Below are 24,770 nucleotides of genomic sequence, written 5' to 3'. Positions count from 1 at the left end.
CCCGCTTCTCGCCGCAGGCGCGGGATTCCGGCTGGACTGCGCAATAATTGCTACCGCCCCTGGCTGTCGCTACCACAATGCGCTGTTGACCATCAGAGGGAACAAGGGGGCCAACAGGCACCGTCCACCATATTACGGAGCCATCTCGGCCCAATCCATGGAATTGATGATGCAACTGTCAGAATTGCATGGTTTTTTGCGCCAGTTCAAAGTTATGGCCGTGAGGTGGCTGCCTGGCGGAGTCGCCGGGCCTGGCAGGTCCCTCCGTGCAGGGGATTGGCCGGGGCAGGTGGACAATAAACGGGAAAGGTCGAGCCACGAGCCTGGTGAGAAAGTCTGGGGTTGCGAGCCGGAAGTCCCTTGGGCCGCTGCGGCAGCAGCCGGATAGGCGCCGCCGCCGATCAGGTGACTCGCCTGAGTGCCGTCCATCGACTGCCGGGGTAAAAATGGCGGTATTTTGCCTGATTGGTCCTCTGCTTGCTTGTGGAGGGGCAGTGGGGTTGGCTATCGTTTCAGGACAAGACATGCAAGCTAAGAGGTGTGCATGGACACAATATTGCAGGCTCTGTCAGTGCAAGTGACAGAGGCGCGGGATCTGGAGAGCCTGACCCGCCCTCTCCTTGAAATGCTCGAGACGGTCACTGGACTGGAGTCGACCTATCTGACGCAAATCGACCTCGAACAGAGCGCACAACATATCCTGTATGCCCGTAATAGTGCCGCCTTGCAGATCCCGGAAGGGGTAAGCGTTGACTGGAGCGATACCCTGTGTCGGCGGGCGCTCGATGAAGGGCGACTGTATGCCGCCGACGTCGCCGACCGCTGGGGTGATTCGGCGGCGGCCAGGGCGATGGGGATCCGCACCTATATGAGCAGTCCGGTGCGGACCTCTTCCGGTTCACTCTATGGCACCCTGTGCGGCGCCAGCGCCGAGCACAAACCCCTGGTGACAGGTTCTGAGCATCTGATCGCCTTTTTCGCCCGTCTGATTGCAGAGCATGTGGAGCGGGAGCAGTTGCTGCAGCAGCTGCAACAGGCCAACAACGAGCTGTCGCGCCAGGCATTGAGCGATCCCCTGACCGGCCTGCCCAATCGTCGGGCGCTGATGCTGGAGCTGCATCGGCTGTTTTCGCTGTTGAAACGTACCGGCCATCCCCTGCTGATCTCTTTTATCGATCTCGACGGCTTCAAGGCGATCAACGACACCCATGGTCATGATGCTGGCGATCTGCTGCTGCAAACCATGGCACAGCAGCTGGCGGGAGCCCTGCGCAGCGGCGATCTGCTGGCGCGGGTTGGCGGTGATGAATTCGTTGCCGTGGGCATGGGGCCACTGAGCGGTGAGGAGACGGTCGAGATTGCCGTGCACTCTTTTCAGCGCCGCCTGTTCGAGCAGAGCCAGGTTCAATTGCCCTTGGCGTCCCAGGTGCTGAACTATCCCGGTGCCAGCGTGGGAGTGGTGGCTGTCGATCCGGCCAGCATCAGCATTGACGATGCGCTGCGCCAGGCCGATGCCTGCATGTATGCGGTCAAACGTCAGCGCCGCGCCCAATCCTGAGGCGTCTGGATCAAACCTGCCGAACCTGTCGATCTCGATGCAAGCCGCAACAGTGGTCGCTGGCTGAGCAGGGGCAACAAGGGGAGGAGACTCGCCCCTTGGCGGCTGGCACGCCTGGCTGCATCGCGGTGGCTGGCTGATCCGGTTGGCCTCGGACTGCCGCTATACCTGCAATAAATCGGGGCCCTGTTGGGCCCCGATTTATGCCATGGTGCGGTCAGGGCACGGGGAAGTATTTGTGCTGGATCTGCTGAAATTCGCTGCTGGCCAGCACCTGGGTCAGGCCATTCTGGAACTCCTTGACCAGTTCATCGCTGACCGGGTGGCTGAAGGCGAAGCAGAACTGCTCCGAGCTCAACATCCAGAATACCTTGAACTGGGCGGGATCCAGCTGCTGGGAGGCAATGAGATCCATCAGTGTGGTCTTGTTGGTGGAGATCAAGTCAACCCTGCCGGAGGTGAGCATCTTGAGCGCCTGGGGCAGGCGGTTGGCGGCCATGATTTTTTGCTCGTCAAAGCCGTTGTTGAGCAGCAGTTGCTCCCCCACATCGGCGCGTACCGCCCCTATGGTGTGCTGCTGGGCATCTTCAAGCTTGGTGAGGGTGAGCGGGTTCTTGGCCAGTCCTATCAGCACGATTTCGGCATACCCGATGGGGCATGCCCATTTGAACAGCGGATCCCGCGCCTCGGTACGGGCGGTGGCGAACAGCACCACATTGGGTTTTTGGGTCAGCAGGTAATAGCCACGAGCCCAGGGCATGATGGTGATGGTTTGCGGCGGCGTATTGGTCTTTTTCCACACCTGATGCAGCAGCTCGACGGCGAGGCCGGTCGGGGTGCCGGCGCTGTCTGTGTAGTTATAGGGTTTGTACTCTTCGCTGAGGTAGTGCAGCTTGCCAAGTTCCTGGCTGGCCTGGGTGATGGCTGCAAACAGCAGCGCGGCAAATCCAATCCATTTTTTCATGCTGGCCATCCTGATGAGGTGCTCTGTCATCCTCAAGTGTTACCACATAGTGATAATTCGCCAATAAAACCGGGTGTTAAATCAAGGGGGCAAGCGGGCTCTCTCTTGCACAGACTCAAGGGACTGGCAGGTATTTTTGCCGCAGCGCCTGATATTCCGGCGATGCCAGTGCCTGGGTCATGGCGCGCTGGAACTGTTTGACCAGGTCGTCATCCACCTGGCGGCTGAAGGCGTAGCAGAGCTCTTCGGCATCCAGCACGAAGGCCACAGTGAAGTCGTCGGCATTGAGCTGCAGTGCCTTGATGGCGTCATAACCCGCCAGCTTGCTGGTCGCCAGCAGATCGGCACGGCCAGACACCAGCATCCGCAATGCCTGGCTCAGCCGGTTGGCCGGTATGATACGGGTTTCATCCATGCCCCGGTTGAGCAGCAACTGCTCGGCGGCATCGGCTCGTACTGCGCTGATCCGGTAGTCGTTCATCTGCTCGACGGCACCGAGCTGGACAGGTCTGCTTTTATGGGCAAGCAGTATGTATTCGGAATAGCCGATGGGGCAGGCCCATTTGAACAGGTGAGAGCGGGTCTCGGTGCGGGCGGTGGAGAAGAGCACCACATTGGGTTTCTGGGTCAGCAGATAGTAGCCCCGCGCCCAGGGCAGGATGCGAACGGGTTGGGCGGGGGTGCCGCTGCGCTGCCAGATGAGTTGCAACAAGTCGACCGCCAGCCCGGTGGGCTGGCCTGCCTCATTGCTGAAATTGTAGGGAGGATACTCCTCGGTCAGGTACTCCAGTTTGGTCAAGCCGGCATGAGCCGTGCCAAGGCACGACATCAGCAGCAGACAACAGCACAACCTTATCCTCATGGGTACGTCCTTGGCGTGATTTCTGCAATCCTTTTGCGCAAGTGTGGGCAAAAAAGCCTGATATTGCCAGCAGTTACCAGCGGGCTCTGGGGTTGCCAACGGGTTTGAACTGCTCGTCCCTCAGCCCGACCAGCAACGCCTTGCCATTCCCCTGCAGGCGAAACTCCCCATAGCGCGCCACTTCAAACTGTTCACCCGTGCCCTCTTCAAAGAAGAAGGCATCGGGCCCGATCAGCCACTGGTTGTCGCTCTGGCGCACTTGCAGCAGACGCTCATTCGATGCCAGTTGCTCCGGCTTGCCATCGGCGGCCCAGTTGGCCACCTGATGCTCATCGAGCCGGATCACCAGGGTATCGCTGTCATTGATGCGCTCGCTGTAACGGCTGGCACCCAGCTGGCGGGCGATGTCGTAGTTGAGGCGCATGTAATCTCCCTGCATCAGGGAGCGGGGATCCACCGGCGCCAGCCTGAGCAGGACTACCTCGCCGCTGGTCATGGCGGCTTCGTAACGCCAGACGGTGAAGTTGATGCCTGCCAGTATGGCTAGGCCGGTCAGCAAGAGGGCAAGCTGTCTCATGACGGTCTCCTGGCGTTGATCACATGCAGTAACTGGCGGGCACCGAGCAGCAGGGCGCCGGAGCCCAGCAGCAGCCAGGATTTGGTCATCAGGGTCAGCCCCAGATCGTAGTAATAGAGGGAGCCAAAGCCGAGCAGCAGCAGGCCCGCCAGCGTCATCAGCCCCATGCTGCCAGCATGGAAACCGAGTACCAGCACCAGGGCACCTGCCCCCATGCCGGGGATGAAAGCGCTGATCAGCACCAGTGGCAGCCCGTATAGCAGTGGCAGCTTGAGCCGGATCATGACCCCGAGCAGCAGCGCCGCGCAGAGCAGGGGATTGAGCCAGAGCGGCAGGCGAGAGAGGCCAAGCTCGTCGAGCATGCTGGCCCCCTCGCTCCACAGCGGATGGTGCAAGCGCCCAAGCACCAGCAGGGAGAGTGCCAACCCCAGGGTCAGGGATTCATACAACTGATGGTGGGCCGGTTGACGTTCTGCCTGCAGCCAGCAGAAGGCAAGCGTCATCATGACCAGCGGCAGGGCCAGCAGTTGCAGGCCAAGGCAGGCAAGGCCCAGGGTAAGCAGTATGGCGGCGGCGAAGCTGTGAAACAGCCGGATCAGCCAGTGCTCGAACAGGGCGGCAATAAAGAGAGAAAGGGCGGCGAGCCCCAGCCAGAGTGGCGCCGAGTGGAGATCAATCTGATCGATGAGGCCATAGAGCAGCCAGGCATCGGCGGCCAGCGCCAGCGCCAGCACGAACTGATCCCACAGATCGCTGCGCTGGGCGAAGCGGTTGAGGCCAAAGGCGATGGCCATCAGCACGGCGCCCATCATGAGGGCGCTGTTGGCATCCCGGGTGAGCTGTGAAAAGGACATGAACAGGAAAAACAGCAGGAAGAGAGCGGCAACCCAGCCCACCATGCCGAGCAGAAAGCGGCTGGACCAGTGAGGTTGGGTATCATGGGGGGCTTCCCCTTCCACCAGATCAGCCTGTTGCAGCCGTTGCCAGGGGGTCAGATCAGCCATGTTGCCTCCTTTTGACGGGCTTGCCAGATACCTTGCTTATGCATGGGACCTCCGTTGTTGTTGCAGCCAGCGGCTGGCGGCGACCGAGAGGCCGATGGCGATCAGGCTCAGCAGCAGGAAGCCGTCCACGTCGGGATCCATCCACTTGCCAAGGGCTGTCAGGATAACGGCGATGAGGCTCAGGCACCCCATGGCGAGCCCGGCGATAAATTTGTGGTGCCAGAGGGCGTAGGCGGCGGCGAGCCAGCCCAGCCAGGCGGGCCATACCCAGGGGGAGGCGGCATCAAAGAGTGCCAGCAGGGTCAGCAGTGTGACCCCCAAACCCGCGGCGAGCCCGGGTAGCCAGGCGGGCATCAGCTTGAGGCGGGTGGGGGCCAGCAAGAGGGCGCCCCACAAGGCGGCGTTGAGCAGGGTCAGACACCAGCCCAGCCCCTCTTCATCGAAGCCAAAAAAGAAGCTGAACAGGCCGAGTCGCCAGTAGAGCATCAGCGCCAGCTGACCGAGCAGCCAGCTAGTGGTCCACAGCAGGGGGCTCTGGCCAAGCGCCGCCAGCGGTAGCAGCATCAGGGCCCAGGTGGCGAACAACTGCCAGGGATCGGCACCCGTCTGGTAGGTCTGACCCACCAGGGCCAGCAGGGCGCCAATATTGAGCGCCATGGCCAGCAGCAGTGCCTGGCGGGGCGTGTCTGTCATGGGTTTTCGCCACAGCAGCACCAGCATGGCGAGCAGGGGCAGCTCCAGCAAGGCGAGGCGAGAGACACGGCCCAGCTCCTGCCAGTTGAAGGCGACGAAGAACACCAGACCGGCGCCGAGGCAGAGACTGCCGAGCCAGAGCAGCAGGCGATCAAACAACCATTGCCAGCGGGCACTGGCAGGGGGCAAGTCGCACAGGGCGAGGGCGGCGGGCAGGTGCGTCTGGGCGAGGCGTCCGCGTCTGACCCAGTCGAGCAGCGTCTGTCTTGAGGTGAAGTGCATGGGATGCTCCATGGAGGTTTGCCGCATTATGCCACTGTCTTGGCACTGCGGGACACTCCCTGTCTGTGCGTGGGCGACAGCAGGCTGCGTCTCCGTATGATGGCAGGTAACAAATGTCAGGTAACAAAAAGCCCCGCCTGGTTGAATAGAGGCGGGGCTGGCTTGTGATGGCACGACATCGAGGCCGGCATGGGAGCGGGGTAGGCAAGTGCTCACGCTTGCCTCGCCGCCTTCTGGTCATGACGGCGGTTTGTCAGGCGAAGATGAGAGTACTCACCCCCAGCCCTGCAAACAGGATGGCGCAGGCGATGCGGATCCCCTTGAGCGGCAGCTTGTCGGCGCCCAGCTTGCCGAGCAGTACCACGGGCACGTTGGCCAGCATCATGCCGAGGGTGGTACCGGCGATGACTTGCGTCAGCGAGTCATACTTGGCCGCCAGCAGCACAGTGGCTATCTGGGTCTTGTCACCGATCTCGGCGATGAAGAACAGCACGAAGGTGGCCATGAAGGGGCCGAACTTGTCGAGCGGGCTCTCTTCGTCATCCAGCTTGTCAGGTACCAGGATCCAGGCTGCCATCGCAATGAAGGAGCCTGCGACCAGCCAGGTCATCACTTTGGGGTCCAGCCAGCGGCTGATGAACTCGCCAAGCCAGGCGGCGCCGGCGTGGTTGAGCAGGGTCGCCGCCAGCATGCCGGCTATGATGGGCCAGGGCTTGCGAAAACGGCAGATGAGCAGCAACGCCAGCAGCTGGGTCTTGTCGCCGATCTCGGCGATAGCCACGCTCAGGGTTGAGGTTAACAAGGCTTCCATAAAAATGACCGGGGGACGGAATTGTTATACCTGAGACAAGCCTGCGCCATCCGTCCCCGGTATTGGCACTGGCCCGTCAAAGGTCTTGTCAAATCCACGTATTAGATGGATCACCCTGACCATGGTGAGTTGGCACCAAGCATGTTGATCAGGGTCGCAAACCGGTTTGGGGTCGGGCTGCGAGACTACTCCCCCTCGATGGGAGCGGGCATTCTAGGGAAAAACCATCCGCGAGACAAGCGACTCAACCACCGACCAGCTTGACGCTGAAACCGGCTTTCTCCAGCTCGGTCTTGATCAGGTCCCGTTTATCCCCCTGGATCTCGATGATCCCCTCTTTCAACCCGCCGCCGGTGCCGCATTTCTTCTTGAGCAGAGTGGCGATGGTTTTCTGCTGTTCCGCCGGTACACCGTGGATGGTGATGACGCCGGCGCCCTTGCGCCCTTTGGTCTCGCGCCGGATGCGCACAGTACCATCCTGCGGAAAAGGGGAGGCGGATTGGGGCTGGGTTTGTTCCTTGATCATACCGCCATCCGTGCTGTAAACCAGGTGGCTGTTGTTGTCGTGACTCATGGCAGTTATTTGTGAGTTAGCTAAGCGGAGTTTGATTTTACTCAAATCAGCGCGGGAAACACGGATTATAATGCCCCGAGTAAAAGCGAATTATTATTGTTTAACTTCAGGAGTCAGTCATGGTACTCGCGCAGTTGTCACCGGGACAGAGTGCTCGCATCAAGCACATGAACCATCTTGAACGTACATTGCGGCGCAAACTGATGGTGATGGGCCTGCTGCCACAGACCGAAGTCCTCTTCCTGCGCGCGGCCCCGCTGGGTGACCCGCTCCAGATCCAGTGCCAGGGGATCTGTCTCTCCATGCAAAAAAGCCTTGCCCTGCAAATCGAGGTTGAACTGGTATGAACTACTCCCTCGTGACCGTCGGCAACCCCAATAGCGGCAAGACCTCACTGTTCAACGCCCTGACCGGTGCCCGCCAGCAGGTGGGCAACTGGAGTGGCGTGACAGTCGACAAGAAGATGGGCGAGTTTTCTGCCCAGGGACATGACTACAAGCTGATGGACCTGCCTGGCATCTACAGCCTGGCCAATCAGGAAGGGAGCCTGGACGAGCAGATCGCCAGCCGCTTCGTGCAGGGTCAGCAACCGGACCTGCTGCTCAACGTCATCGATGCCGCCAACCTGGAACGTTCCCTCTACCTCACGCTGCAACTGCGCGAGCTGGGGCTGCCCATGGTAGTGGTGCTCAACAAGATGGATATCCTGCAAAAGCGACGGGTGACCATAGATGAAGCCCTGCTCGCCAAGGCGCTCGGTTGCCCTGTGGTGCCCCTGTCGGCCCACAATCGCCAGCAGGTCGCCGCCTTCAAGCACCAGATCCAGCAGTTTATCGGCAAGCCCCAGCCGGCGCTGATACTCGATTACGGCAGCACTCTTGAGAAAGACTTGGCGGAGCTGGAGACACTGCTCGCCCCCCATCACCTCACCGCCCGTGGCCGCGCCTTGCGCCTGCTGGAAGAGGATGAGGCGATGCAGGAAACCCTGCAGGCGGGGCAACAGGCCGCCGCTACCAATGTGGTTGCCCGTGCGCACCATGCTCAGGACATAGATCTGCAACTGGCGGATATCCGCTATGGCCACATTCATCAGTGGACCAGCCAGGCGTGCCAGCAAAAGGGCAAACTCACCGTTGCCCAGAGTGAATGGCTGGATCGGGTACTGCTCAATCGCTGGGTCGGCATCCCCTTCTTCCTGCTGATGATGTACCTGATGTTCCTGTTTGCCATCAATGTGGGCAGCGCCTTCATCGACTTCTTCGACATCATGGGCGGCGCCCTGTTTGTGGACGGGGTACATCACCTGCTGGGGCTGGTCAATGCCCCCGAGTGGGTTGGCGCCATACTGGCGGGCGGCTTCGGGGTCGGTTTGCAGACGGTCGCTACCTTTATCCCCGTGATCGGCTGTCTCTACCTGTTCCTGGCTGTGCTGGAGAGCTCAGGCTATCTGGCGCGGGCGGCCTTCGTGGTGGATGCCCTGATGCGCCGCCTCGGCTTGCCGGGCAAGGCGTTCGTGCCCATGCTGATGGGCTTTGGCTGTACGGTTCCCTCCGTGATGGCGACTCGCACCCTCAATTCGGAGCGCGAGCGGCTGATGACCTCGGCCATGGCGCCCTTCATGTCGTGTGGTGCCCGCCTGCCGGTCTATGCCCTGTTCGCGGTGGCCTTCTTCCCCGAATCCGGTCAGAACCTGGTGTTCGGTCTCTATCTCGTCGGCATTCTGGTGGCCGTGCTCACCGGCCTCTTGCTGCGCAGCACTCTGCTGCCGGGCAAGAGTGATTCCATGCTGATGGAGATGCCCGATTACGAGTGGCCGCGCCCCATCAACGTGGGGATCAAGACCTGGCAGAAACTCAAATCCTTCGTGTTCGGTGCCGGTAAAACCATAGTGCTGGTGGTTGCCGTGCTGAGCGTACTCAACTCGCTGGGGACTGATGGCAGCTTTGGCCACCAGGATCAGGAGAGCTCGGTGCTGAGCAAGGTCAGTCAGGCGGTCACCCCTGTGCTGCACCCCATAGGTGTGCGCGATGACAACTGGCAGGCCACGGTCGGCATAGTGACCGGCATCTTCGCCAAAGAGGCGGTGGTCGGTACCCTCAACAGCCTCTATGCCGGCGGTTCCGGTGATGGGGAGGAGAGTGAATACTCCCTCGTTGCCAGCTTCCACGAGGCCATCGCCGCCGTTGCCGCCAATCTGGCGGAGATCAACCCGAGCGATCCCATGGGGATCTCCGTCGGTGAGCTCGATGACAGACAAGCCGCCGCCGAAGCTCAGGAAGTGGACGTGTCCACCTACGGCAACATGCAGACTCACTTCGACGGCGCGGCCGGTGCCTTTGCCTACCTGTTGTTTGTGCTGCTCTACATGCCTTGCGCCGCCGCCATGGGCGCGCTGGTGCGGGAAACCGGTCGCCAGTGGGCGCTGCTGACCGCCGCCTGGTGCAACTACACCGCCTTCCTGTGTGCCACCGTCTTCTATCAGGCGGCCACCTTTGCCGCTCACCCCGAGCAGAGCCTGTTCTGGATTGGCAGCTATGGTCTCTCCCTGCTGCTGCTCTGGTGGCTGGGCCGCCGTCACGGTGACATAGTCGCCCGCAAGGTGGTGGCCTTATGATACTGCGAGAGCTGGGGGATTATCTCGCCGTGCAGCGCAAGGTGAGTCTGCGGGATCTGGCGCGCCACTTCCATACCTCGGAAGATGCGGTGGAGGCCATGCTCGGCGTCTGGATGCGCAAGGGCCGAGTGGCCAAGCGGGAGACTCAGGTGTGCGGTGGCAGCTGCTGCGGCAAGAGCCAGGAGGTGATGTTCGAGTGGTGTGAACCCGGCCAGATTGGTTTGGTACAAAAGCGCTAGCGCGCTTGTCGGGTCCCTCATCCAATCATGCAATAAACAAGACCCGCCATCGGCGGGTCTTGTTGTTTCTGCGGCTGGCCGCCTATGCTGTGTTCTAAAAATTAGGCTCGGGCGTTAACGCCCGGGCCAGCGCTGGCCCACGTCGGCGTGGTGATACCAGGCCATCAGGGCCTGCTGGCCCTCGATGTCATCCACGGCCGGTGACCAGGGGGCAAAGTCTTCCTCCCGGAAAGGGGCGTAGGGGCCGTGCTTCACCTCGAAGATGACGGCGCGAGGATCGAGGGAGAGCACCGCATGCCAGGTGGCGACCGGGGTCTCCAGTACCGAGGTCTCTTCCCCCAGTACGCCACGAGCAACCACTGTGCCTTCATCGTCAAAGTTGAGCACCACGAAGCGCCCGCACAGGGCGGTGAGCAGCTCCCAGGTCTGCAGATGGCGATGGGGGCGAATGTAGGTGCCTGGCTCCATGGCAATGGCCAGCCGCTGGATGGGGTCGGCCAGCTGGTCGTGCAGATTGTGATTCATGCGCTGGCGCGGGGAGTGGGCGGCCTCGGTGGCGAGACTGGCAAGGCGGGCGACGTCCAGTTTTTTCATGTGCAGTTCCATCATAAGGCAAAGGCAGAAGTGTCGGCAGAGTAGCATGCCCGAGGGGCTGACAGGCAAGGGACGAGCCGTAAGCAAATGTAAACAAGGGGGCCGGTCGAGCCCCCTTGTTCAGTGGCTGCTGTGTACCAACTCGCTTATAGCTTGGCCAGCATCTCTTTGGTGACCAGCACTATGCCCTGCTCGGAGCGGTGGAAGCGGCGGGCATCTTCACAGGCGTTTTCCCCCACCACCAGCCCTTCGGGCAGTATGCAACCCTTGTCGACCACCACACGGCGCAGGCGACAACCGGCACCTATCTCGACCCCGGGGAAGATCACCGCCTGATCCAGGGTGCAGAAGGAGTGCACGCGCACATTGGTGAACAGCACCGAACTCACGATGAAGGAGCCGCTGACGATGGTGCCACCGGAGAACATGGAGTTGATGGTCATGCCGTGCTGGCCGTTTCTGTCCTGCACGAACTTGGCGGGTGGGGTCATGGTCTGGCTGGTCCAGATGGGCCACTCCTGATCATAGATATCGAGCTCGGGAGTGACGGAGGCGAGATCCATGTTCGCTTCCCAGAACGAATCCACAGTCCCCACATCACGCCAGTAGGGGCGTTTTTGCGGGCAGCAGCCGACGCAGGACATGCTGAACGGATGGGCGTAGGCGGATCCCTCCTTGACCACCCGCGGGATCACGTCCATGCCGAAATCGTGGTGGGAATCCTGGTTGGCCAGATCCTCTTCCAGCAACTGGTAGAGATACTCGGCTTCGAAGATGTAGACCCCCATTGAGGCCAGCGCCATGTCGGCCTTGCCTGGCATGGCGGGCGGATTGGCCGGCTTCTCGACGAAGGCGTTGATCTTGCGATCCTCATCCACCGCCATCACCCCAAAGGCGCTGGCCTCTATGCGCGGCACCTCGATGCAGGCCACTGTGACCTTGGCCCCCATGTTGACGTGATCGAGCAGCATGGCGGCGTAATCCATCTTGTAGATGTGATCCCCCGCCAGCACCACCACGTATTTGGGGGCGTGATCGCGAATGATATCCAGATTCTGATACACGGCATCGGCAGTGCCGCGATACCAGTTGACCTCGTCCACCCTTTGTTGGGCAGGCAGCAGGTCGATGAATTCGTTCATCTGGTAGCGCAGGAATGACCAGCCCGATTGCAGATGGCGCAGCAGGCTGTGGGATTTGTATTGGGTGACCACGCCGACCCGGCGGATCCCCGAGTTGATGCAATTGGAGAGTACGAAGTCGATGATGCGGAATTTACCGCCAAAATGAACTGCCGGTTTCGCCCTGTTGTCCGTCAACTGCTTGAGGCGACTGCCCCGCCCTCCTGCGAGAACCAAGGCCATGGTCTCGTTCAGCAATTGTCTGGATTTTGCTGTATTGGCAGGTTGTAACAACATTGAATACCCCTTTGTTGATAGAATCTCTTGATACTGCCTCCTTTGAGGCCTGTATGAAAGGGCTTTCAGCGACATTTTTTGCAAGCAGGGGGCTCACATTGATTTTTTTGTCATTTATGTGAGCAAACGCCATGGCCGGGGGACGGGAGTTAACCAGATAGCAACATGGCGAGAAGAGGCGGGGGCTAAGACAAGGATGAGTGACTGGCGTTTTTTTGAACCGTCATCTGCCATGGCGGATGACGGTTCAAGGGGAATGGGGCAGGGGGCGGACTAGAAGGGATCGTTACTTTCATCCTTGGTGGGCTCCAGACTCCAGCCGGTGGCATCCGCACTGTTGGCGATCTGGCCCTTCTCTTTCCACAGCTTGATCTTGAGGCGCAGGTTGTTGGCCGAGTCGGCGTTTTTCACCGCCTCTTCCTCCTCTATCACTCCTTCCACCACCAGATCGAACAGGGCGGTGTCGAAGGTGACCATGCCGAGCGCTCTGGATTTCTCCATTACCTCTTTCAGGCTGCCAAATTCGCCGCGTTTGATCATGTCGCGGATGGTGTGGGTGCCCAGCATGATCTCCACCGCCGCCCGGCGGCCACCGTCTGTGGTTTTCACCAGTCGCTGGGAGACAAATGCCTTGAGGTTGTTGCCAAGATCGTTGAGCAACTGTGGCCGGCGCTCTTCCGGGAAGAAGTTGATGATGCGATCCAGCGCCTGGTTGGCATTGTTGGCGTGCAGGGTGGAGATGGCCAGATGCCCGGTCTCGGAGAAGGCAAGGGCATGTTCCATGGTCTCGCGATCGCGAATTTCACCGATGAGGATCACATCCGGTGCCTGGCGCAGGGTGTTCTTGAGCGCGGCGTGGAAGCTGCGGGTATCTACCCCCACCTCCCGCTGGTTGATGATGCTCTTGCGGTGACGATGGACGAACTCCACCGGATCCTCGATGGTGATGATGTGGCCGCCGCTGTTGCGGTTGCGATGGTCGATGAGGGCCGCCAGCGACGTGGATTTGCCCGAGCCTGTTCCGCCCACAAACAGCACCAGGCCCCGTTTCTCCATTATGGTGTCGAGCAGCACGGGGGGCAGTTTGAGATCTTCAAAGCGGGGGATCTCTGTCTTGATGTTGCGGGCCACCAGGGAGACTTCATTGCGCTGCTTGAAGATGTTGATCCGAAAACGGCCTATCTGGGGCAGGGAGATGGCGAGGTTCATCTCCAGCTCCCGCTCGAACTGCTGCTTCTGCTCGCCATCCATGATGTCGGCGGCGATCTTGGCTACTTCACCCGGTTCGAGCGACGTCTCGGACAGGGGGCGCAGCCCACCGTTGAACTTGGCACAGGGAGGGGCGCCGGTCGACAGATAGAGGTCTGAGCCGTCCTGCTTGGCCAGGATCTGTAGCATGTCTCGCAATTCCATGGTTTTGCCTCGTCTATCAAGGAGATGCCGTTACTTGGGATGTTATTGAGTGTACAGCCTCAGGCACCGGTGAGTTTCTCGCGAAACACAAAAAACACCGCGCCCATGATGCAAAGGCCGGCCCAGAGGTAATCCCACTTCAGATCCTCTTTCAAATAGAAGACCGAGAAGGGGACAAACACGGTAAGGGTGATCACCTCTTGCAGTATCTTGAGCTGGCCAACGCTCATCACTGTATGGCCGATACGGTTGGCGGGCACTTGCAACAGGTATTCGAACAGGGCTATGCCCCAGCTCACCAGAGCGGCGATGATCCAGGGTTTGTGGTTCATGCTCTTGAGGTGGGCATACCAGGCGAAAGTCATGAAGACGTTGCTGCACAAGAGCAGACCGATACTGGCGAAAATCGGGTTCATTGGGTTCTCCTTGAAAGTCCGGCGCATTTTATCCCTGAACCCCGGGTTTCCATAAGTGGCACGGCAGGGTATTTTTAACCCATCAAGGGTGGGTGACACAGGGATCAGGGGATGGGGAAGAGAGGCTGGGGAGTGTTTGGCCTGCTGCTGGCCTGCCAGGCACAGGGTGCACCAACCCTGACGGTAGCCACCGATGTCTGGCCACCGTTTCGAGTCTTGCAACCGGATGGTCAGTTTCGCGGGTTGGACATGGATATTCTGCAGCGGCTGCAGAGCCGTAGCGGCATACAGTTCGAGGTGAAGCGGGTCCCCTGGGGACGGGCCCTCAAGCAGATGCAGACCGGTCAGGTTGATCTCATGATAGGGGTGGCGATGACGCCGGACAGGGCACAGTTCATCGATTATCTGCAACCCGCCTACTACCAGTGCGGTTCTGCCTTCTATGGCAAGGGCGCCGTGGTGTCGTCTCTTAACACCTATGCCGACCTGCAGGGACGCAAGGTCGGTCATGTGCTCAACTCCGCCTACTTCGAGCCGTTTGATTCGGACAACAGGCTCGACAAGCACGGCGTACCCACCGAGGATCAACTGCTGCGCATGGTGCAGCGGGGCCATTTATCGCTGATGATAGGCACGGATTGCCAGGTGGATTATGCCCTGAGCCAGCACAATGAGGCCGGGCTCATCAAGGCGGCCTATCTGCCACCCAAGCCGGTCATGCTCTATCTGGGCATGAGCAAGCGCTCCCCTCACCACGCCCTGCGGCAGCCGCTGGCGCTGGCGTTGCAGGAGATGGTGGCGAGCGGCGAGATAGGAGCCCTTGCCAAACCTTACCAGCCTTGACCTTGGGTGGTAACGCACTGTTATCATGCCCTTTTCATCCTTGTGCATCGGGCTGGTCAATACAGCATCGGCGCCGGGCCTTGTACACGTTCGGGGAGCTTCTGTGTATCTCTCTTTGCTCGCCCGCCAGCAACGCTGGCAGCGGGGCTGGTTGTTTTGCCTGACGCTGCTGACCCTGCTGCTCTTTTTCTTCTCTCTTATCTGGGGCGAATTCATGCTGCTGCCCTGGCAGCCCATGGGCGATCTTGAACAACGCATCCTGCTGGAATTGCGGTTGCCCCGTGCCTTGCTGGCCCTGCTGGCGGGGGCGGCGCTCGCCTGCGGCGGCACCGTGCTGCAGGTGATGCTGCACAACCCGGTGGCCGAACCCGGCCTGCTCGGCGTGTCGAGCGGTGCTGGCCTCGCCGCCATGGTGGCGATGGCCGTGGCCAAGTCCCTCGATATCTATCTGCCGGGCTGGGGCTTGTCGCTGGCAGCGTTTGGTGGCGCCCTGGCGGTGACCATGCTGCTCATTCGGCTGGCGCGTCGGGCCAGGCTCGGCCATACCCGTCTGCTACTGTTCGGGGTCGCCATCGGCATCCTCACCAATGCGGCCATGACCTGGCTGATGTACTTTGCCGATGACGGCTCTCTGCGCGAATACATGTTCTGGATGATGGGCAGCCTCTCCTATGGCAGCCAGCAACTGGCCTGGTGGTGGCTGGTGCTGCCGCTGACCCTCGGCTGGCTTTGCTGGCAGGGCAGGGCCTTGCAGCAACTGTTGCTGGGGGAGACCCAGGCCCGTCTGATGGGGCTGGACGTGGACAGGATGCGGGTGCGACTGGTGTTGGCGGTCTGTCTGCTCACCGGCATTGCCGTGTCGCTATGTGGTGTCATCGGTTTTGTCGGGCTGGTGGTGCCCCATCTGCTGCGTCTGTGTGGCGGCAGCGATCAACGCTTCCTGTTGCCCGCCTCTGCGTTGGGGGGCGGTGCCCTGCTGCTGGGGGCCGATCTGGTTGCACGCTCTGCATTAAGCGCCGGTGAGCTGCCCATCGGTGTCATCACCGCCTCGGTCGGCGCACCGCTCTTCATCTATCTGCTGCTGAGGCAAGATGCCAATGCTACCGCATAAATACCGGCCAGAATGCCGACATGCTCAAGTTGTCTACCTGCTGTTGAGGCAAGATGCCGATGCTGCCCGCTGATCCCTCTTCGCTTGAGTCAGCCTCCCTGATCGAGGCGCGAGCCCTTGCCATCCCGGAGCGACTGGCTGCGCTGGATCTCGATTGGCAGGGTGGTCAGCTGGTGGCCCTGCTCGGACCCAACGGCAGCGGCAAATCCACCCTGCTTGGCGCCCTGGCCGGTATTTTGCCCGCCGCGGGCACAGTGCGGCTTGGCGGGGTGGCGATCCGCGAGCTGAGCTGGCCGGAGTTGGCCCAGCGTCGCGCCATGCTGCCCCAGCGCCAGCCCCAGCTGTTTCATATTCCTGTGTTTCAGGTGCTGGCCATAGGGCTGGATGAACGGGTGCAGGTCAGGCAACCGGGCGATGTGAAGCAGGCCCAGAACGACGCCGTCGACGCCCTGTGCGATGCACTGGAGCTGAGCTCGCTACTGGCGCGGGACTTCAGTCGCCTCTCCGGTGGGGAGCAACAGCGGGTGCTGATTGCCCGTACCTTGCTGCAGGTGTGGCCCGGCCTCAATCCGGCGGGGCGAGTCTTGCTGCTGGACGAACCGCTGGCGGGGCTGGATCTGCACCATCAGCTGGCGCTGTTGCGGCTGCTGAAATCGTTGGCACGGCAGGGGCTGCTGGTGGTGCTCGCCATCCACGACATCAATTTGGCCATCGACTGGGCGGATCGGATCCTCTGTCTGCAACAGGGGCGCGTGGTGAGCGAGGGGGGCGTCGATGTCATCGACGAAGCCTTGCTGGAGCGGGTGTTCCAGATCAAGACCGACCGCATTGAGGCGGCCGGTCGGGTCTGGTTTATGCCCAGTTTGTAAGCGGGGTATAGAGGAAAGAGTGCGCGTGTAGGGTCGATTAGCGAAGCGTAATCGACCGACTGCAAGAAGAAGGGGCCGGTATCAACAATACCGGCCCCTTTGGTTTTATTCGCAGTTCAAGCCTGTTTGCTTAGGCGTACCTGGGCGGCCTCTGCCAGCATGGCCAGCAGCGTCTCTGTGTCGCTCCACGACAGGCAGGCATCCGTGATGCTCTGGCCGAAGGTGGCAGCGCAGCCGTTCTCTACATCCTGACGACCTTCCACCAGGAAGCTCTCGGCCATGATGCCGGCGATGCCGGTACGGCCGCGGCGTAGCTGATCGCAGATGTCCTGGGCCACCAGCAGCTGACGGCGGTGATCCTTCATGCTGTTGCCGTGGCTGAAATCCACCACCAGGCGCTCCGGCAGGCTCACGTCGGCCAAGGCTTCGCACGCCTCGTCGATGCTGGCGGTATCGTAGTTGGGTCTGTGGCCGCCACGAAGGATCACGTGGCCATAGGGGTTGCCGGCGGTGCGGTAGATGGTCATCTTGCCGTCCTTGTCCGGGGAATAGAAGATGTGGCTGTGGCGGGCTGCGCGCACCGCATCGATGGCGATGCGGGTGTTGCCGTCGGTGCCGTTCTTGAAGCCGACCGGACAGGAGAGGGCGGAGGCCATCTCGCGGTGTACCTGGGATTCGGTGGTGCGGGCGCCTATGGCACCCCAGGTGATGAGATCGCTGATGTACTGACCGGTCACCATATCGAGAAACTCGGTGGCGGTGGGCATGCCGATCTCGTTGATGTCGACCAGCAGCTTGCGGGCCAGTTTCAGCCCTTCGTTGACATCGAAGCTGCCATCGAGGCGCGGATCATTGATGAGTCCCTTCCAGCCGACGATAGTGCGCGGCTTTTCGAAGTAGGTGCGCATTACGATGCAGAGGCTCTCTTTGTACTGCTCGCGCAGGGCATTGAGGCGACGGGCATACTCGTGGGCGGCGGCCGGATCATGGATGGAGCAGGGGCCGACGATGACCAGCAGGCGCTGATCCTCACCGGCCAGAATGGCTTCCACTTCGCGGCGGGCATCCAGCAGGTTCTGGGCAACGGTGTCGTTTAACGGGAAGGCGTGCGCGAGCTCGCTTGGAGTGATCAGGGACTCCAGGCGACGGGTGCGCAATTCATCGGTGTGAATGGACATACGACTCAATTCTCGAGTGGGTGGCGTGGGCTGTAGCGTTGACCGCGTGCCGAAATTGCAAGGGGATAAAATAAAGCAAAATGCCCCTGATGGAAACCTCGAGGGGCTCTGATAGGATGTGAACCCCAAAACGACGCCAAATGAGGTAGATAGCGTGGCAAAGCCAGGAGCAACCGGGGTTACCCGCATCATCAACGCAACCGGTTACAGCATGAAGGGGCTCAAGTCAGCCTGGGTCAACGAGGCGGCCTTTAGACAGGAGCTGATGTTGATCCTGCTGCTGATGCCGTTGGCCTTCTGGCTCGGGGATTCCCTCAACCAGATCCTGCTGCTGGTGAGCATCAGCTGGCTGGTGGTGATCGTCGAGGTGCTCAACTCCGCCATCGAGGCAGTGGTAGACAGGGTGGGCTCGGAGCATCACGAGCTGTCGGGCCGCGCCAAGGATCTTGGCTCCGCCGCCGTCTTTATCGCCCTGGCGCTCAACGCCCTGGTGTGGGGCGCTCTGGTAGGGCGCAACCTGCTCGGCTGGTGGTAGCATTTTCGGTACCAAGAAAAGCCCGGCGGGGCATAACCCAGCTGGGCTGGTGGTAGGTTGCGACAGCAACCTTTCTCGTGGCGAAGAGACAGGGGCGTCCGATTACGCTGTGCCAATCGAACCGACGCTCTTTGGTCACTGGACCACAGTACCCGGCCATAAAGAAACCCGCCATTCGGCGGGTTTCTTGTTTACTGCGTTTTGTCGGTTGGGTTAGTTGCTTGGCGGCATAGCCCGACGGCTCAATGCAGGATCCGCGCACGTATGGTGCCGTTGATCTCCTTGAGCTTGGCGAGCGCCTTCTCGCTGTGCTCTGTCTCCACGTCGATCACCACATAACCGATATGGCTGCTGGTTTGCAGGTACTGACCGGCGATGTTGATCCCCTCTTCGGCGAAGATCTGGTTGATCTTGTTCATGACGCCCGGCTGGTTGCGGTGAATGTGCAGCAGGCGGCTGGAGCCCTTGTGCCCCGGCAGCGACACTTCCGGGAAGTTGACGGCGGAGAGGGTGGAGCCGTTGTCAGAATACTTGACCAGCTTGTTGGCCACTTCCAGACCAATGTTCTCCTGGGCTTCCTGAGTGGTGCCACCGATATGGGGGGTGAGGATCACGTTGTCCAACCCGCGCAGCGGGCTCAGGAACTCTTCGTCGTTGGACTTGGGCTCAACCGGGAAGACGTCGATGGCGGCACCGGAGACATGACCGCTCTTGATGACGTCGGCCAGGGCATCGATATCCACCACGGTACCGCGGGCGGCGTTGATGAAGATGGCGCCCGGTTTCATCATGCGCAGCTGCTCGGCGCCGATCATGTTCTTGGTGGAGGCGGTCTCCGGCACGTGCAGGCTGATGACATCGGACATGTTGAGCAGTTCGACCATGCTCGGAACCTGGATGGCGTTGCCCAGGGAGAGCTTGTTCTCGATGTCGTAGTAGTAGACCTTCATGCCGATGCTCTCGGCTATGATGCCAAGCTGGGTACCGATATGGCCGTAGCCTATGATGCCGAGCTTCTTGCCACGGGCTTCCACCGAGCGATTGGCCAGTTTTTCCCACACGCCGCGATGGCACTTGGCGTTTTTCTCCGGGATGCCGCGCAGCAGCAGCAGTATCTCGCCCAGCACCAGCTCTGCAACGGAACGGGTATTGGAAAAGGGGGCGTTGAAGACGGGGATGCCACGCAGGTGGGCGGCGTCGAGATCAACCTGGTTGGTGCCGATGCAGAAGCAGCCGATGGCGACCAGCTTGCTTGCGGCATCCAGCACCTTCTCGGTGAGCTGGGTGCGCGAGCGCAGGCCCACGAAATGCACATCACGAATGCGCTCGATCAGATCCTCTTCCGACAGGGAGGTCTTGAGGTACTCCACGCTGGTATAACCTGCGGCACGAAAGGTCTCTACCGTGTTGGGATGCACTCCCTCCAGCAGCAGTACCTTGATCTTATCCTTGTCCAGCGAAAACTTGGCAGTCATGACGATCCCTCTATGTATGCAAAGAATGAGTGCAGATATGGTCTGTGAAGAAAACCGTAAAGTAGCAAAAACGATTGTGAGAGGGAATATTTGTGACGAAAGTCAAATTCTTTGAAGTTTTCAACGATAGTTGTAAACCACAGTTTGCAACTCATTGAGTGATAAATGAAAACGGCGCCATCAGGCGCCGTCGTCGATTTGCAGAGCAATGATGTTGTCGAGGTGGCCTTATTGGGTGATGACCCCGTCAGGTGTGCCGATCAGTACCACGTCCGCGCCACGGTGGGCAAACAGGCCGTTGGTGACCACGCCCACTATGCCATTGAGCTGTACTTCCAGCGCCTTGGCATCCTTGATGGCCATGCCCTTGACATCCAGTATGATGTTGCCGTTGTCGGTGACCACACCTTTGCGCCACTCGGGGTTGCCACCCAATTTGCGGATCTCGCGGGCCACGTATTCACGGGCCATGGGGATCACCTCTACCGGCAGCGGGAACTGGCCCAGCACGTCCACGGTTTTGGTGTTGTCGATGATGCAGATGAACTTGTCAGCCACGGCTGCCACTATCTTCTCGCGGGTCAGGGCCGCGCCACCGCCCTTGATCATGTCGCGGGTGGCATTGATCTCGTCGGCGCCATCCACGTAGACGGAGAGGGCATCGATATCGTTGAGGTCATAGACATTGATACCCAAGGCTTTGAGGCGCTCGGTGGAGGCGATTGAGCTGGATACTGCCCCTTCAATCTGGTCCTTCATGGTCGCCAGCGCATCGATAAAGTGGTTGACGGTAGAGCCTGTGCCTACCCCGACTATGGTACCGGGCACCACGTATTTGAGCGCAGCCCAACCAGCCGCCTTCTTCATTTCATCTTGAGTCATGATCGATCCTCTGGGAAAAAGCGGGCGCATTATATCCAAGCATCCCCCCCAGAGCGACTACAGAGGTCACGTTCCGGTCCAAAAAAACCAAGATGTAAATCGTTTGCCTGTTTATTGAGCCTTCTGGATGGCATCTGGCGTGGCGGGCACGAAAAGGGGGTGGTACTGAGAGGGGGGATGGCAAAAAAACAGAGACGGCAGCACAGCCAACGGGGGCTGTCACAGGCAGTCGGCACAGGCCGACTGCCTGTGCGGTCATGCAAATTGCCAGCAGCGGCTCGGGGTGATGATCTGCGGTAGCGGCACGTCCCACTGCTCCTGTGGCACTGCATCCACCTGTTGGCAGTCATGGGCGAGACCCAGCGGCTTGGGGCCCAGCCTGTGTTCGTGCCAGCAGGCGAGGGTGCGATCGTAATAGCCGCCCCCCATACCGAGCCGGTTGCCCTCGGCATCGAATGCCACCAGCGGGGTACAGATAAGGTCCAGGGTGCTATGAGGCACCACCTGGGACATATCCAGCTCAGGCTCGGCGATGCCGTAGCGATTGCGGGTCATGGGGCTGGTGGCTGTGTAGCGCAAGAAGAGCAGGTGACCCGGGGTGAAGGGGTGCAGCACCGGCAGATAGACCTCTTTTTGCTGGGCCCAGAGCCAGTGGATGGCGGGCAGGGGGTTGAGTTCGCCATCGTTGGCCAGGTAGAGGGCAATGCGTCTGGCGGCCAGGATCTCGCTGTGCTGCTTGAACTGGGCAACCAGCTGCTGGGCTGCCTCCTGCTGCTCGGCCTGGTTCAGGCTTTTTCTGCGCAGACGAATGAGCTGGCGCAGGGTTTGCCGCTCATGGGCTTGCTCGGGTTGGGTATCCGGCATGGGGGCTCCTGTATTGTGCACCTGGGTTGAGCAGGGAGTTGGCCGCAAAGGCCCGGTTACCTTAACAAGGCTTGCGAGGGATGAACAGAGCGACAAACCCGGTGGGGATGGGCTGCCAGGCCGGGTGCAATGCCCGGTCCGGCAGCCGTCCCGGTTATTTGTCCGATGTCTTGCCCATCTGATGCTTGATGAAGACAGCCACTATCGCAGCCAGTGCCAGGGCCATGGGATAGAAGCTCATACTCACCACCGCCAGCGGCGACAGTGCGAAGATGGAGCCCAGCAGCAGCGCCTGTGCGCCCCAGGGGATGAGTCCTTGTACCACGCAGGAGAAGATATCCAGCATGGAGGCGGCGCGGCGCGGGGTGACGCCGTGATGCTCCGCCAGCTCCCGCGCTACCTTGCTGGCCACTATGATGGCCACTGTGTTGTTGGCGGTGCAGAGGTTGGTCAAGCCCACCACGCCGGCGATGCCGAGTTCGGCCGCCTTCTCGTTCTGCTCGCCATCGTGCTGGCGGGTAAAGCGGGCAATCAGGGCGCTGATGCGGGCGCTGATCCAGGCCAGCCCGCCCTGGCGTTCCATCAGGGCGCCGAGACCGCCGATCAGCATGGAGAGCAAAAAGATCTCCTGCATGCCGGTAAAGCCCTGATAGATATCCTTGCTGAACTGGCCCAGCGGGTAACCGCTGATCATGCCAACCGCGCCCGCGGCCACAATGCCAATCCCCAGCACCATGAAGACGTTCATGCCAGCGAGCGCCAGCACCAGGATCAACAGATAAGGCATCACCTTGAACAGGTCCGCGCTGGCGGTGGTGGCGGGAGCTTCCCCCACAGAACCCAGGGTCAGATAGAGCAGGATCACTGCGATGGCGGCAGGGGCCGCAATCTTGATGTTCTCGCGAAACTTGTCCTTCATTTCGCAGCCCTGGCTGCGGGTCGCCGCTATGGTGGTGTCCGAGATGATGGAGAGGTTATCGCCGAACATGGCGCCGGAGAGAATGGTGCCCGCCATCAGCACGGGGTCGATACCGGCTGCCTGGGCGACGCCGAGCGCTACCGGCGCCACGGCGCCGATAGTGCCCATGGAGGTGCCCATGGCGGTGGCAATAAACGCAGAGATGAGGAACAGGCCCGGCAGCAGGAACCAGCCCGGGATCAGCGACAGACCGAGCGCCACGGTGGCATCGACCCCACCGGTGGCCTTGGCCACGGTGGCGAAGGCGCCAGCCAGCAGATAGATGATGCACATAGCCATTATGCTGCTGTCACCCACCCCCTTGAAGAAGGTTTCAAGGTTCTTGTTGAACCCCTCTTTCCCCAGCGTCAGTGCCAGCATGACGGCAGGCAGTGCAGCCACGGGGGCTGGCAGTTGATAGAAGGCGAATTCCACCCCTTGCAGGGTGAGCCAGGTGCCGGTACCGATAAAGAGAGCAAGAAAGACCAGAAGAGGCAGCAGGGCTCTGGCGCTGGGTTGGGTCTGGATCATGTATTCCTCTGTGGTTGAACATGACCTCCCTGTCGTCACCAGCCCGGGTTGATGGGATGAGCGTGGCGGGCATCCTGCCGCTGTGGGGCGCCTACAGTAGTGAGTCGGGGGCATTCGGTCAAGATAGACGTCCAGACGGATAGGGCTTTTTATCGGTCAATTCTGACGCCATTGAAATATCAAAAGTATGTTCGGAAAAATTAATCAATGCTGTCAATTGTTCGGCATTGACTTGAGACATGCAGGGCGCTTTTCACAGACATGTCATTTGGCTGACGGGCTGATGGTACTGAATATCCAGGTTATCTGCGTCTGGGGTAGGCCGCCGACGCCGCCTTGCGCGTGCTGGGCATGGCACCTGCGTCTGCAGGCAATGAGGCGGCCTTGATACTCGGTGAGGGCGGCGCGGTTACTGCGCCATTTCCCCCACTGCTTGAACGGCTGCAGCCAGGGCGTGGCTATCGAGAGTCAGGGGAATGTGGCTGATACCCGGCACCAGGGTGACGGGCCATGGAATGCCGAGCGCTCTTAACTCGGGTGCCAGTTGGTCGGTTTTAAACGCTTCGTCATCGGTGCCCGCGATCACGGCGCAGGGGCGCTGTACATTGCGCAAATTCTGCCGGTAGTCGCGCTCTGGCTGGAAGTTCGCGGCGAGGTTGAATGAGTAGGAGGGGGTCAGGAGAGCTTTCGCTTCGTCATTGAGCGCAAAGTTCAGCACCGTCAGATGGTTGAGTGCTGAAATATGGAAACCGTTGAGGATGCTCAGGGCAATGAGGCGAGGAAGGCCGACACGCACCCAGCCGCCGCTGTTTGGTCGGTAGTTGGCGGCAGTGGGGCCCAGATACGGAGAGAGGAGCAGGTAGTTGTCAAACAGGACTTGCCGTGAGCCACCGGCGACGCGCAGCACAAAGCCACCCCCTGACGAGAAGCCTGCGAGGGTGGCGGGTTTGCTCGGAGCCACTGCTGCGGCGAAATCTTCCAGATCGTCTTCCAGTTGCCCTATGTAGGCTATCGTGCCTCTCTGGCCCGACTCGCCATGGCCGCGGATATCGAGGGTGTAGGCACCATAACCGGCTTGCGAGAAGGCGCTCGCCAGTATGTGCATGCTCTGGCTGCTGGCCGAGGAACCATGAACCAGCACAACGCTACCCCTGACATCCTTGCCTGCGGGGGCATAGTGTCGGTAACCCAACTGCGCGCCGTCACGGGCCGGGTATCTTGAGAGCGGCGGCAGGCCGCTCCAGTCAAGGGTTTTGAAGGGGTTGCTGATACTGGCCATCTCCGGCGCCGGGCCTGGCCCGCCAAACAGCAGCGCCGCCACAAGGGTGACAAGGCCGAGGGACAGCAGGCCCAGTACGCACAGCAATTCCGTATTCATATGTTTACTTCCTAGTTGCGGGTGTCAATTGCGGCTTTTTATCGGCGTAAACCTATCATACGGCGTCGTCTCTGCCAAACTCCAAACCGCCAGTCTGCGGGGTTGGAATGGCAAGGGGTGGATCAGC

General features: G+C 60.6%; 25 protein-coding genes. 8 read left to right on the top strand and 17 right to left on the bottom strand.

Going from position 1 to position 24,770, the window contains the following annotated elements:
• The first annotated feature begins 544 nt into the window (after positions 1 to 544).
• Positions 545 to 1,558 carry a GGDEF domain-containing protein gene (locus GWQ31_RS15915; protein WP_275909761.1) on the top strand — a complete coding sequence of 338 codons (1,014 nt, stop codon included), beginning with the start codon at positions 545 to 547 and terminating at the stop codon, positions 1,556 to 1,558.
• A gap of 217 nt (positions 1,559 to 1,775) precedes the next feature.
• On the opposite strand, the gene GWQ31_RS15910 is transcribed toward GWQ31_RS15915, so the two are convergent.
• The 7 genes from GWQ31_RS15910 to GWQ31_RS15880 all read right to left on the bottom strand — a co-directional run bounded on the left by GWQ31_RS15910 (position 1,776) and on the right by GWQ31_RS15880 (position 7,325).
• Positions 1,776 to 2,522 carry a transporter substrate-binding domain-containing protein gene (locus GWQ31_RS15910; RefSeq protein ID WP_034282846.1) on the bottom strand — a complete coding sequence of 249 codons (747 nt, stop codon included), beginning with the start codon at positions 2,520 to 2,522 and terminating at the stop codon, positions 1,776 to 1,778.
• 115 nt (positions 2,523 to 2,637) lie between these two features.
• The gene (locus GWQ31_RS15905) at positions 2,638 to 3,384 is read right to left on the bottom strand and encodes a transporter substrate-binding domain-containing protein (RefSeq protein WP_275909760.1); all 747 of its coding nucleotides are present in this window, start codon (positions 3,382 to 3,384) and stop codon (positions 2,638 to 2,640) included.
• Between the two features lie 73 nt (positions 3,385 to 3,457).
• Positions 3,458 to 3,961: a GDYXXLXY domain-containing protein gene (locus tag GWQ31_RS15900; protein WP_275909759.1), complete on the bottom strand. Its 504-nt coding sequence runs from the start codon at positions 3,959 to 3,961 to the stop codon at positions 3,458 to 3,460.
• Positions 3,958 to 4,965 carry a DUF4401 domain-containing protein gene (locus GWQ31_RS15895; RefSeq protein WP_275909758.1) on the bottom strand — a complete coding sequence of 336 codons (1,008 nt, stop codon included), beginning with the start codon at positions 4,963 to 4,965 and terminating at the stop codon, positions 3,958 to 3,960. The genes GWQ31_RS15900 and GWQ31_RS15895 overlap by 4 nt, the downstream gene beginning before the upstream one ends.
• A 36-nt stretch (positions 4,966 to 5,001) precedes the next feature.
• Positions 5,002 to 5,940, bottom strand: coding sequence for a DUF2157 domain-containing protein (locus GWQ31_RS15890; RefSeq protein WP_059113210.1), 939 nt, complete (start codon positions 5,938 to 5,940; stop codon positions 5,002 to 5,004).
• A gap of 253 nt (positions 5,941 to 6,193) precedes the next feature.
• Positions 6,194 to 6,751 carry a TMEM165/GDT1 family protein gene (locus GWQ31_RS15885; protein ID WP_275909757.1) on the bottom strand — a complete coding sequence of 186 codons (558 nt, stop codon included), beginning with the start codon at positions 6,749 to 6,751 and terminating at the stop codon, positions 6,194 to 6,196.
• A gap of 244 nt (positions 6,752 to 6,995) precedes the next feature.
• Complete coding sequence (locus tag GWQ31_RS15880; RefSeq protein WP_005314581.1) at positions 6,996 to 7,325, bottom strand: translation initiation factor; 330 nt, start codon at positions 7,323 to 7,325, stop codon at positions 6,996 to 6,998.
• 119 nt (positions 7,326 to 7,444) lie between these two features.
• On the opposite strand from GWQ31_RS15880, the gene GWQ31_RS15875 reads away from it, so the two are divergent.
• Genes GWQ31_RS15875 through GWQ31_RS15865 form a run of 3 tightly spaced genes read left to right on the top strand, consistent with a single transcriptional unit; the run spans position 7,445 to position 10,178 of the window.
• Positions 7,445 to 7,672, top strand: coding sequence for a FeoA family protein (locus GWQ31_RS15875; protein WP_005314583.1), 228 nt, complete (start codon positions 7,445 to 7,447; stop codon positions 7,670 to 7,672).
• Positions 7,669 to 9,939: a Fe(2+) transporter permease subunit FeoB gene (feoB, locus tag GWQ31_RS15870; RefSeq protein ID WP_275909756.1), complete on the top strand. Its 2,271-nt coding sequence runs from the start codon at positions 7,669 to 7,671 to the stop codon at positions 9,937 to 9,939. The genes GWQ31_RS15875 and feoB overlap by 4 nt, the downstream gene beginning before the upstream one ends.
• Positions 9,936 to 10,178, top strand: coding sequence for a FeoC-like transcriptional regulator (locus tag GWQ31_RS15865; RefSeq protein WP_275909755.1), 243 nt, complete (start codon positions 9,936 to 9,938; stop codon positions 10,176 to 10,178). Before feoB ends, GWQ31_RS15865 begins: the two co-directional genes overlap by 4 nt.
• Positions 10,179 to 10,292: 114 nt before the next feature.
• On the opposite strand, the gene GWQ31_RS15860 is transcribed toward GWQ31_RS15865, so the two are convergent.
• The 4 genes from GWQ31_RS15860 to GWQ31_RS15845 all read right to left on the bottom strand — a co-directional run bounded on the left by GWQ31_RS15860 (position 10,293) and on the right by GWQ31_RS15845 (position 14,019).
• Positions 10,293 to 10,772 carry a WbuC family cupin fold metalloprotein gene (locus GWQ31_RS15860; RefSeq protein ID WP_265462242.1) on the bottom strand — a complete coding sequence of 160 codons (480 nt, stop codon included), beginning with the start codon at positions 10,770 to 10,772 and terminating at the stop codon, positions 10,293 to 10,295.
• A gap of 146 nt (positions 10,773 to 10,918) precedes the next feature.
• A complete protein-coding gene (gene glgC, locus GWQ31_RS15855) occupies positions 10,919 to 12,190 on the bottom strand; it encodes a glucose-1-phosphate adenylyltransferase (RefSeq protein WP_125601806.1) in 1,272 nt (423 codons plus the stop codon).
• Positions 12,191 to 12,463: 273 nt separating this feature from the next.
• Complete coding sequence (gene tapW, locus GWQ31_RS15850) at positions 12,464 to 13,603, bottom strand: type IVa pilus ATPase TapW (RefSeq protein WP_275909754.1); 1,140 nt, start codon at positions 13,601 to 13,603, stop codon at positions 12,464 to 12,466.
• Positions 13,604 to 13,662: 59 nt separating this feature from the next.
• Positions 13,663 to 14,019, bottom strand: coding sequence for a DMT family protein (locus GWQ31_RS15845; RefSeq protein WP_005314602.1), 357 nt, complete (start codon positions 14,017 to 14,019; stop codon positions 13,663 to 13,665).
• 111 nt (positions 14,020 to 14,130) lie between these two features.
• On the opposite strand from GWQ31_RS15845, the gene GWQ31_RS15840 reads away from it, so the two are divergent.
• The 3 genes from GWQ31_RS15840 (at position 14,131) to GWQ31_RS15830 (ending at position 16,842) form a co-directional block, all read left to right on the top strand.
• Positions 14,131 to 14,862 carry a transporter substrate-binding domain-containing protein gene (locus GWQ31_RS15840; RefSeq protein WP_005314604.1) on the top strand — a complete coding sequence of 244 codons (732 nt, stop codon included), beginning with the start codon at positions 14,131 to 14,133 and terminating at the stop codon, positions 14,860 to 14,862.
• 103 nt (positions 14,863 to 14,965) lie between these two features.
• A complete protein-coding gene (btuC, locus tag GWQ31_RS15835) occupies positions 14,966 to 15,973 on the top strand; it encodes a vitamin B12 ABC transporter permease BtuC (RefSeq protein ID WP_275909753.1) in 1,008 nt (335 codons plus the stop codon).
• 59 nt (positions 15,974 to 16,032) lie between these two features.
• The gene (locus GWQ31_RS15830; RefSeq protein WP_275909811.1) at positions 16,033 to 16,842 is read left to right on the top strand and encodes an ATP-binding cassette domain-containing protein; all 810 of its coding nucleotides are present in this window, start codon (positions 16,033 to 16,035) and stop codon (positions 16,840 to 16,842) included.
• Between the two features lie 116 nt (positions 16,843 to 16,958).
• On the opposite strand, the gene GWQ31_RS15825 is transcribed toward GWQ31_RS15830, so the two are convergent.
• Complete coding sequence (locus GWQ31_RS15825; protein ID WP_275909752.1) at positions 16,959 to 18,020, bottom strand: 3-deoxy-7-phosphoheptulonate synthase; 1,062 nt, start codon at positions 18,018 to 18,020, stop codon at positions 16,959 to 16,961.
• A 154-nt stretch (positions 18,021 to 18,174) separates the two neighbouring features.
• Between GWQ31_RS15825 and GWQ31_RS15820 the strand changes: the two genes are divergently transcribed.
• A complete protein-coding gene (locus GWQ31_RS15820) occupies positions 18,175 to 18,555 on the top strand; it encodes a diacylglycerol kinase (protein ID WP_058394146.1) in 381 nt (126 codons plus the stop codon).
• A 242-nt stretch (positions 18,556 to 18,797) separates the two neighbouring features.
• On the opposite strand, the gene serA is transcribed toward GWQ31_RS15820, so the two are convergent.
• From serA to GWQ31_RS15795, 5 genes are all read right to left on the bottom strand, one after another.
• Complete coding sequence (serA, locus tag GWQ31_RS15815) at positions 18,798 to 20,030, bottom strand: phosphoglycerate dehydrogenase (protein WP_111587642.1); 1,233 nt, start codon at positions 20,028 to 20,030, stop codon at positions 18,798 to 18,800.
• A 228-nt stretch (positions 20,031 to 20,258) separates the two neighbouring features.
• On the bottom strand, positions 20,259 to 20,912 hold the full coding sequence (rpiA, locus tag GWQ31_RS15810; protein ID WP_111587643.1) for a ribose-5-phosphate isomerase RpiA: 654 nt from the start codon (positions 20,910 to 20,912) through the stop codon (positions 20,259 to 20,261).
• A gap of 255 nt (positions 20,913 to 21,167) precedes the next feature.
• Complete coding sequence (locus GWQ31_RS15805; protein ID WP_275907303.1) at positions 21,168 to 21,776, bottom strand: 5-formyltetrahydrofolate cyclo-ligase; 609 nt, start codon at positions 21,774 to 21,776, stop codon at positions 21,168 to 21,170.
• Between the two features lie 154 nt (positions 21,777 to 21,930).
• Positions 21,931 to 23,265: a Na+/H+ antiporter NhaC family protein gene (locus GWQ31_RS15800; RefSeq protein ID WP_219598756.1), complete on the bottom strand. Its 1,335-nt coding sequence runs from the start codon at positions 23,263 to 23,265 to the stop codon at positions 21,931 to 21,933.
• A 409-nt stretch (positions 23,266 to 23,674) separates the two neighbouring features.
• The gene (locus GWQ31_RS15795; protein WP_275909751.1) at positions 23,675 to 24,643 is read right to left on the bottom strand and encodes an alpha/beta fold hydrolase; all 969 of its coding nucleotides are present in this window, start codon (positions 24,641 to 24,643) and stop codon (positions 23,675 to 23,677) included.
• Positions 24,644 to 24,770: the final 127 nt, after the last annotated feature.

The organism is Aeromonas sp. 2MA4 (assembly GCF_029237305.1).
Taxonomy (GTDB): Bacteria; Pseudomonadota; Gammaproteobacteria; order Enterobacterales; family Aeromonadaceae; genus Aeromonas; species Aeromonas salmonicida.
This window is presented reverse-complemented; position numbering and strand designations above follow the sequence as displayed.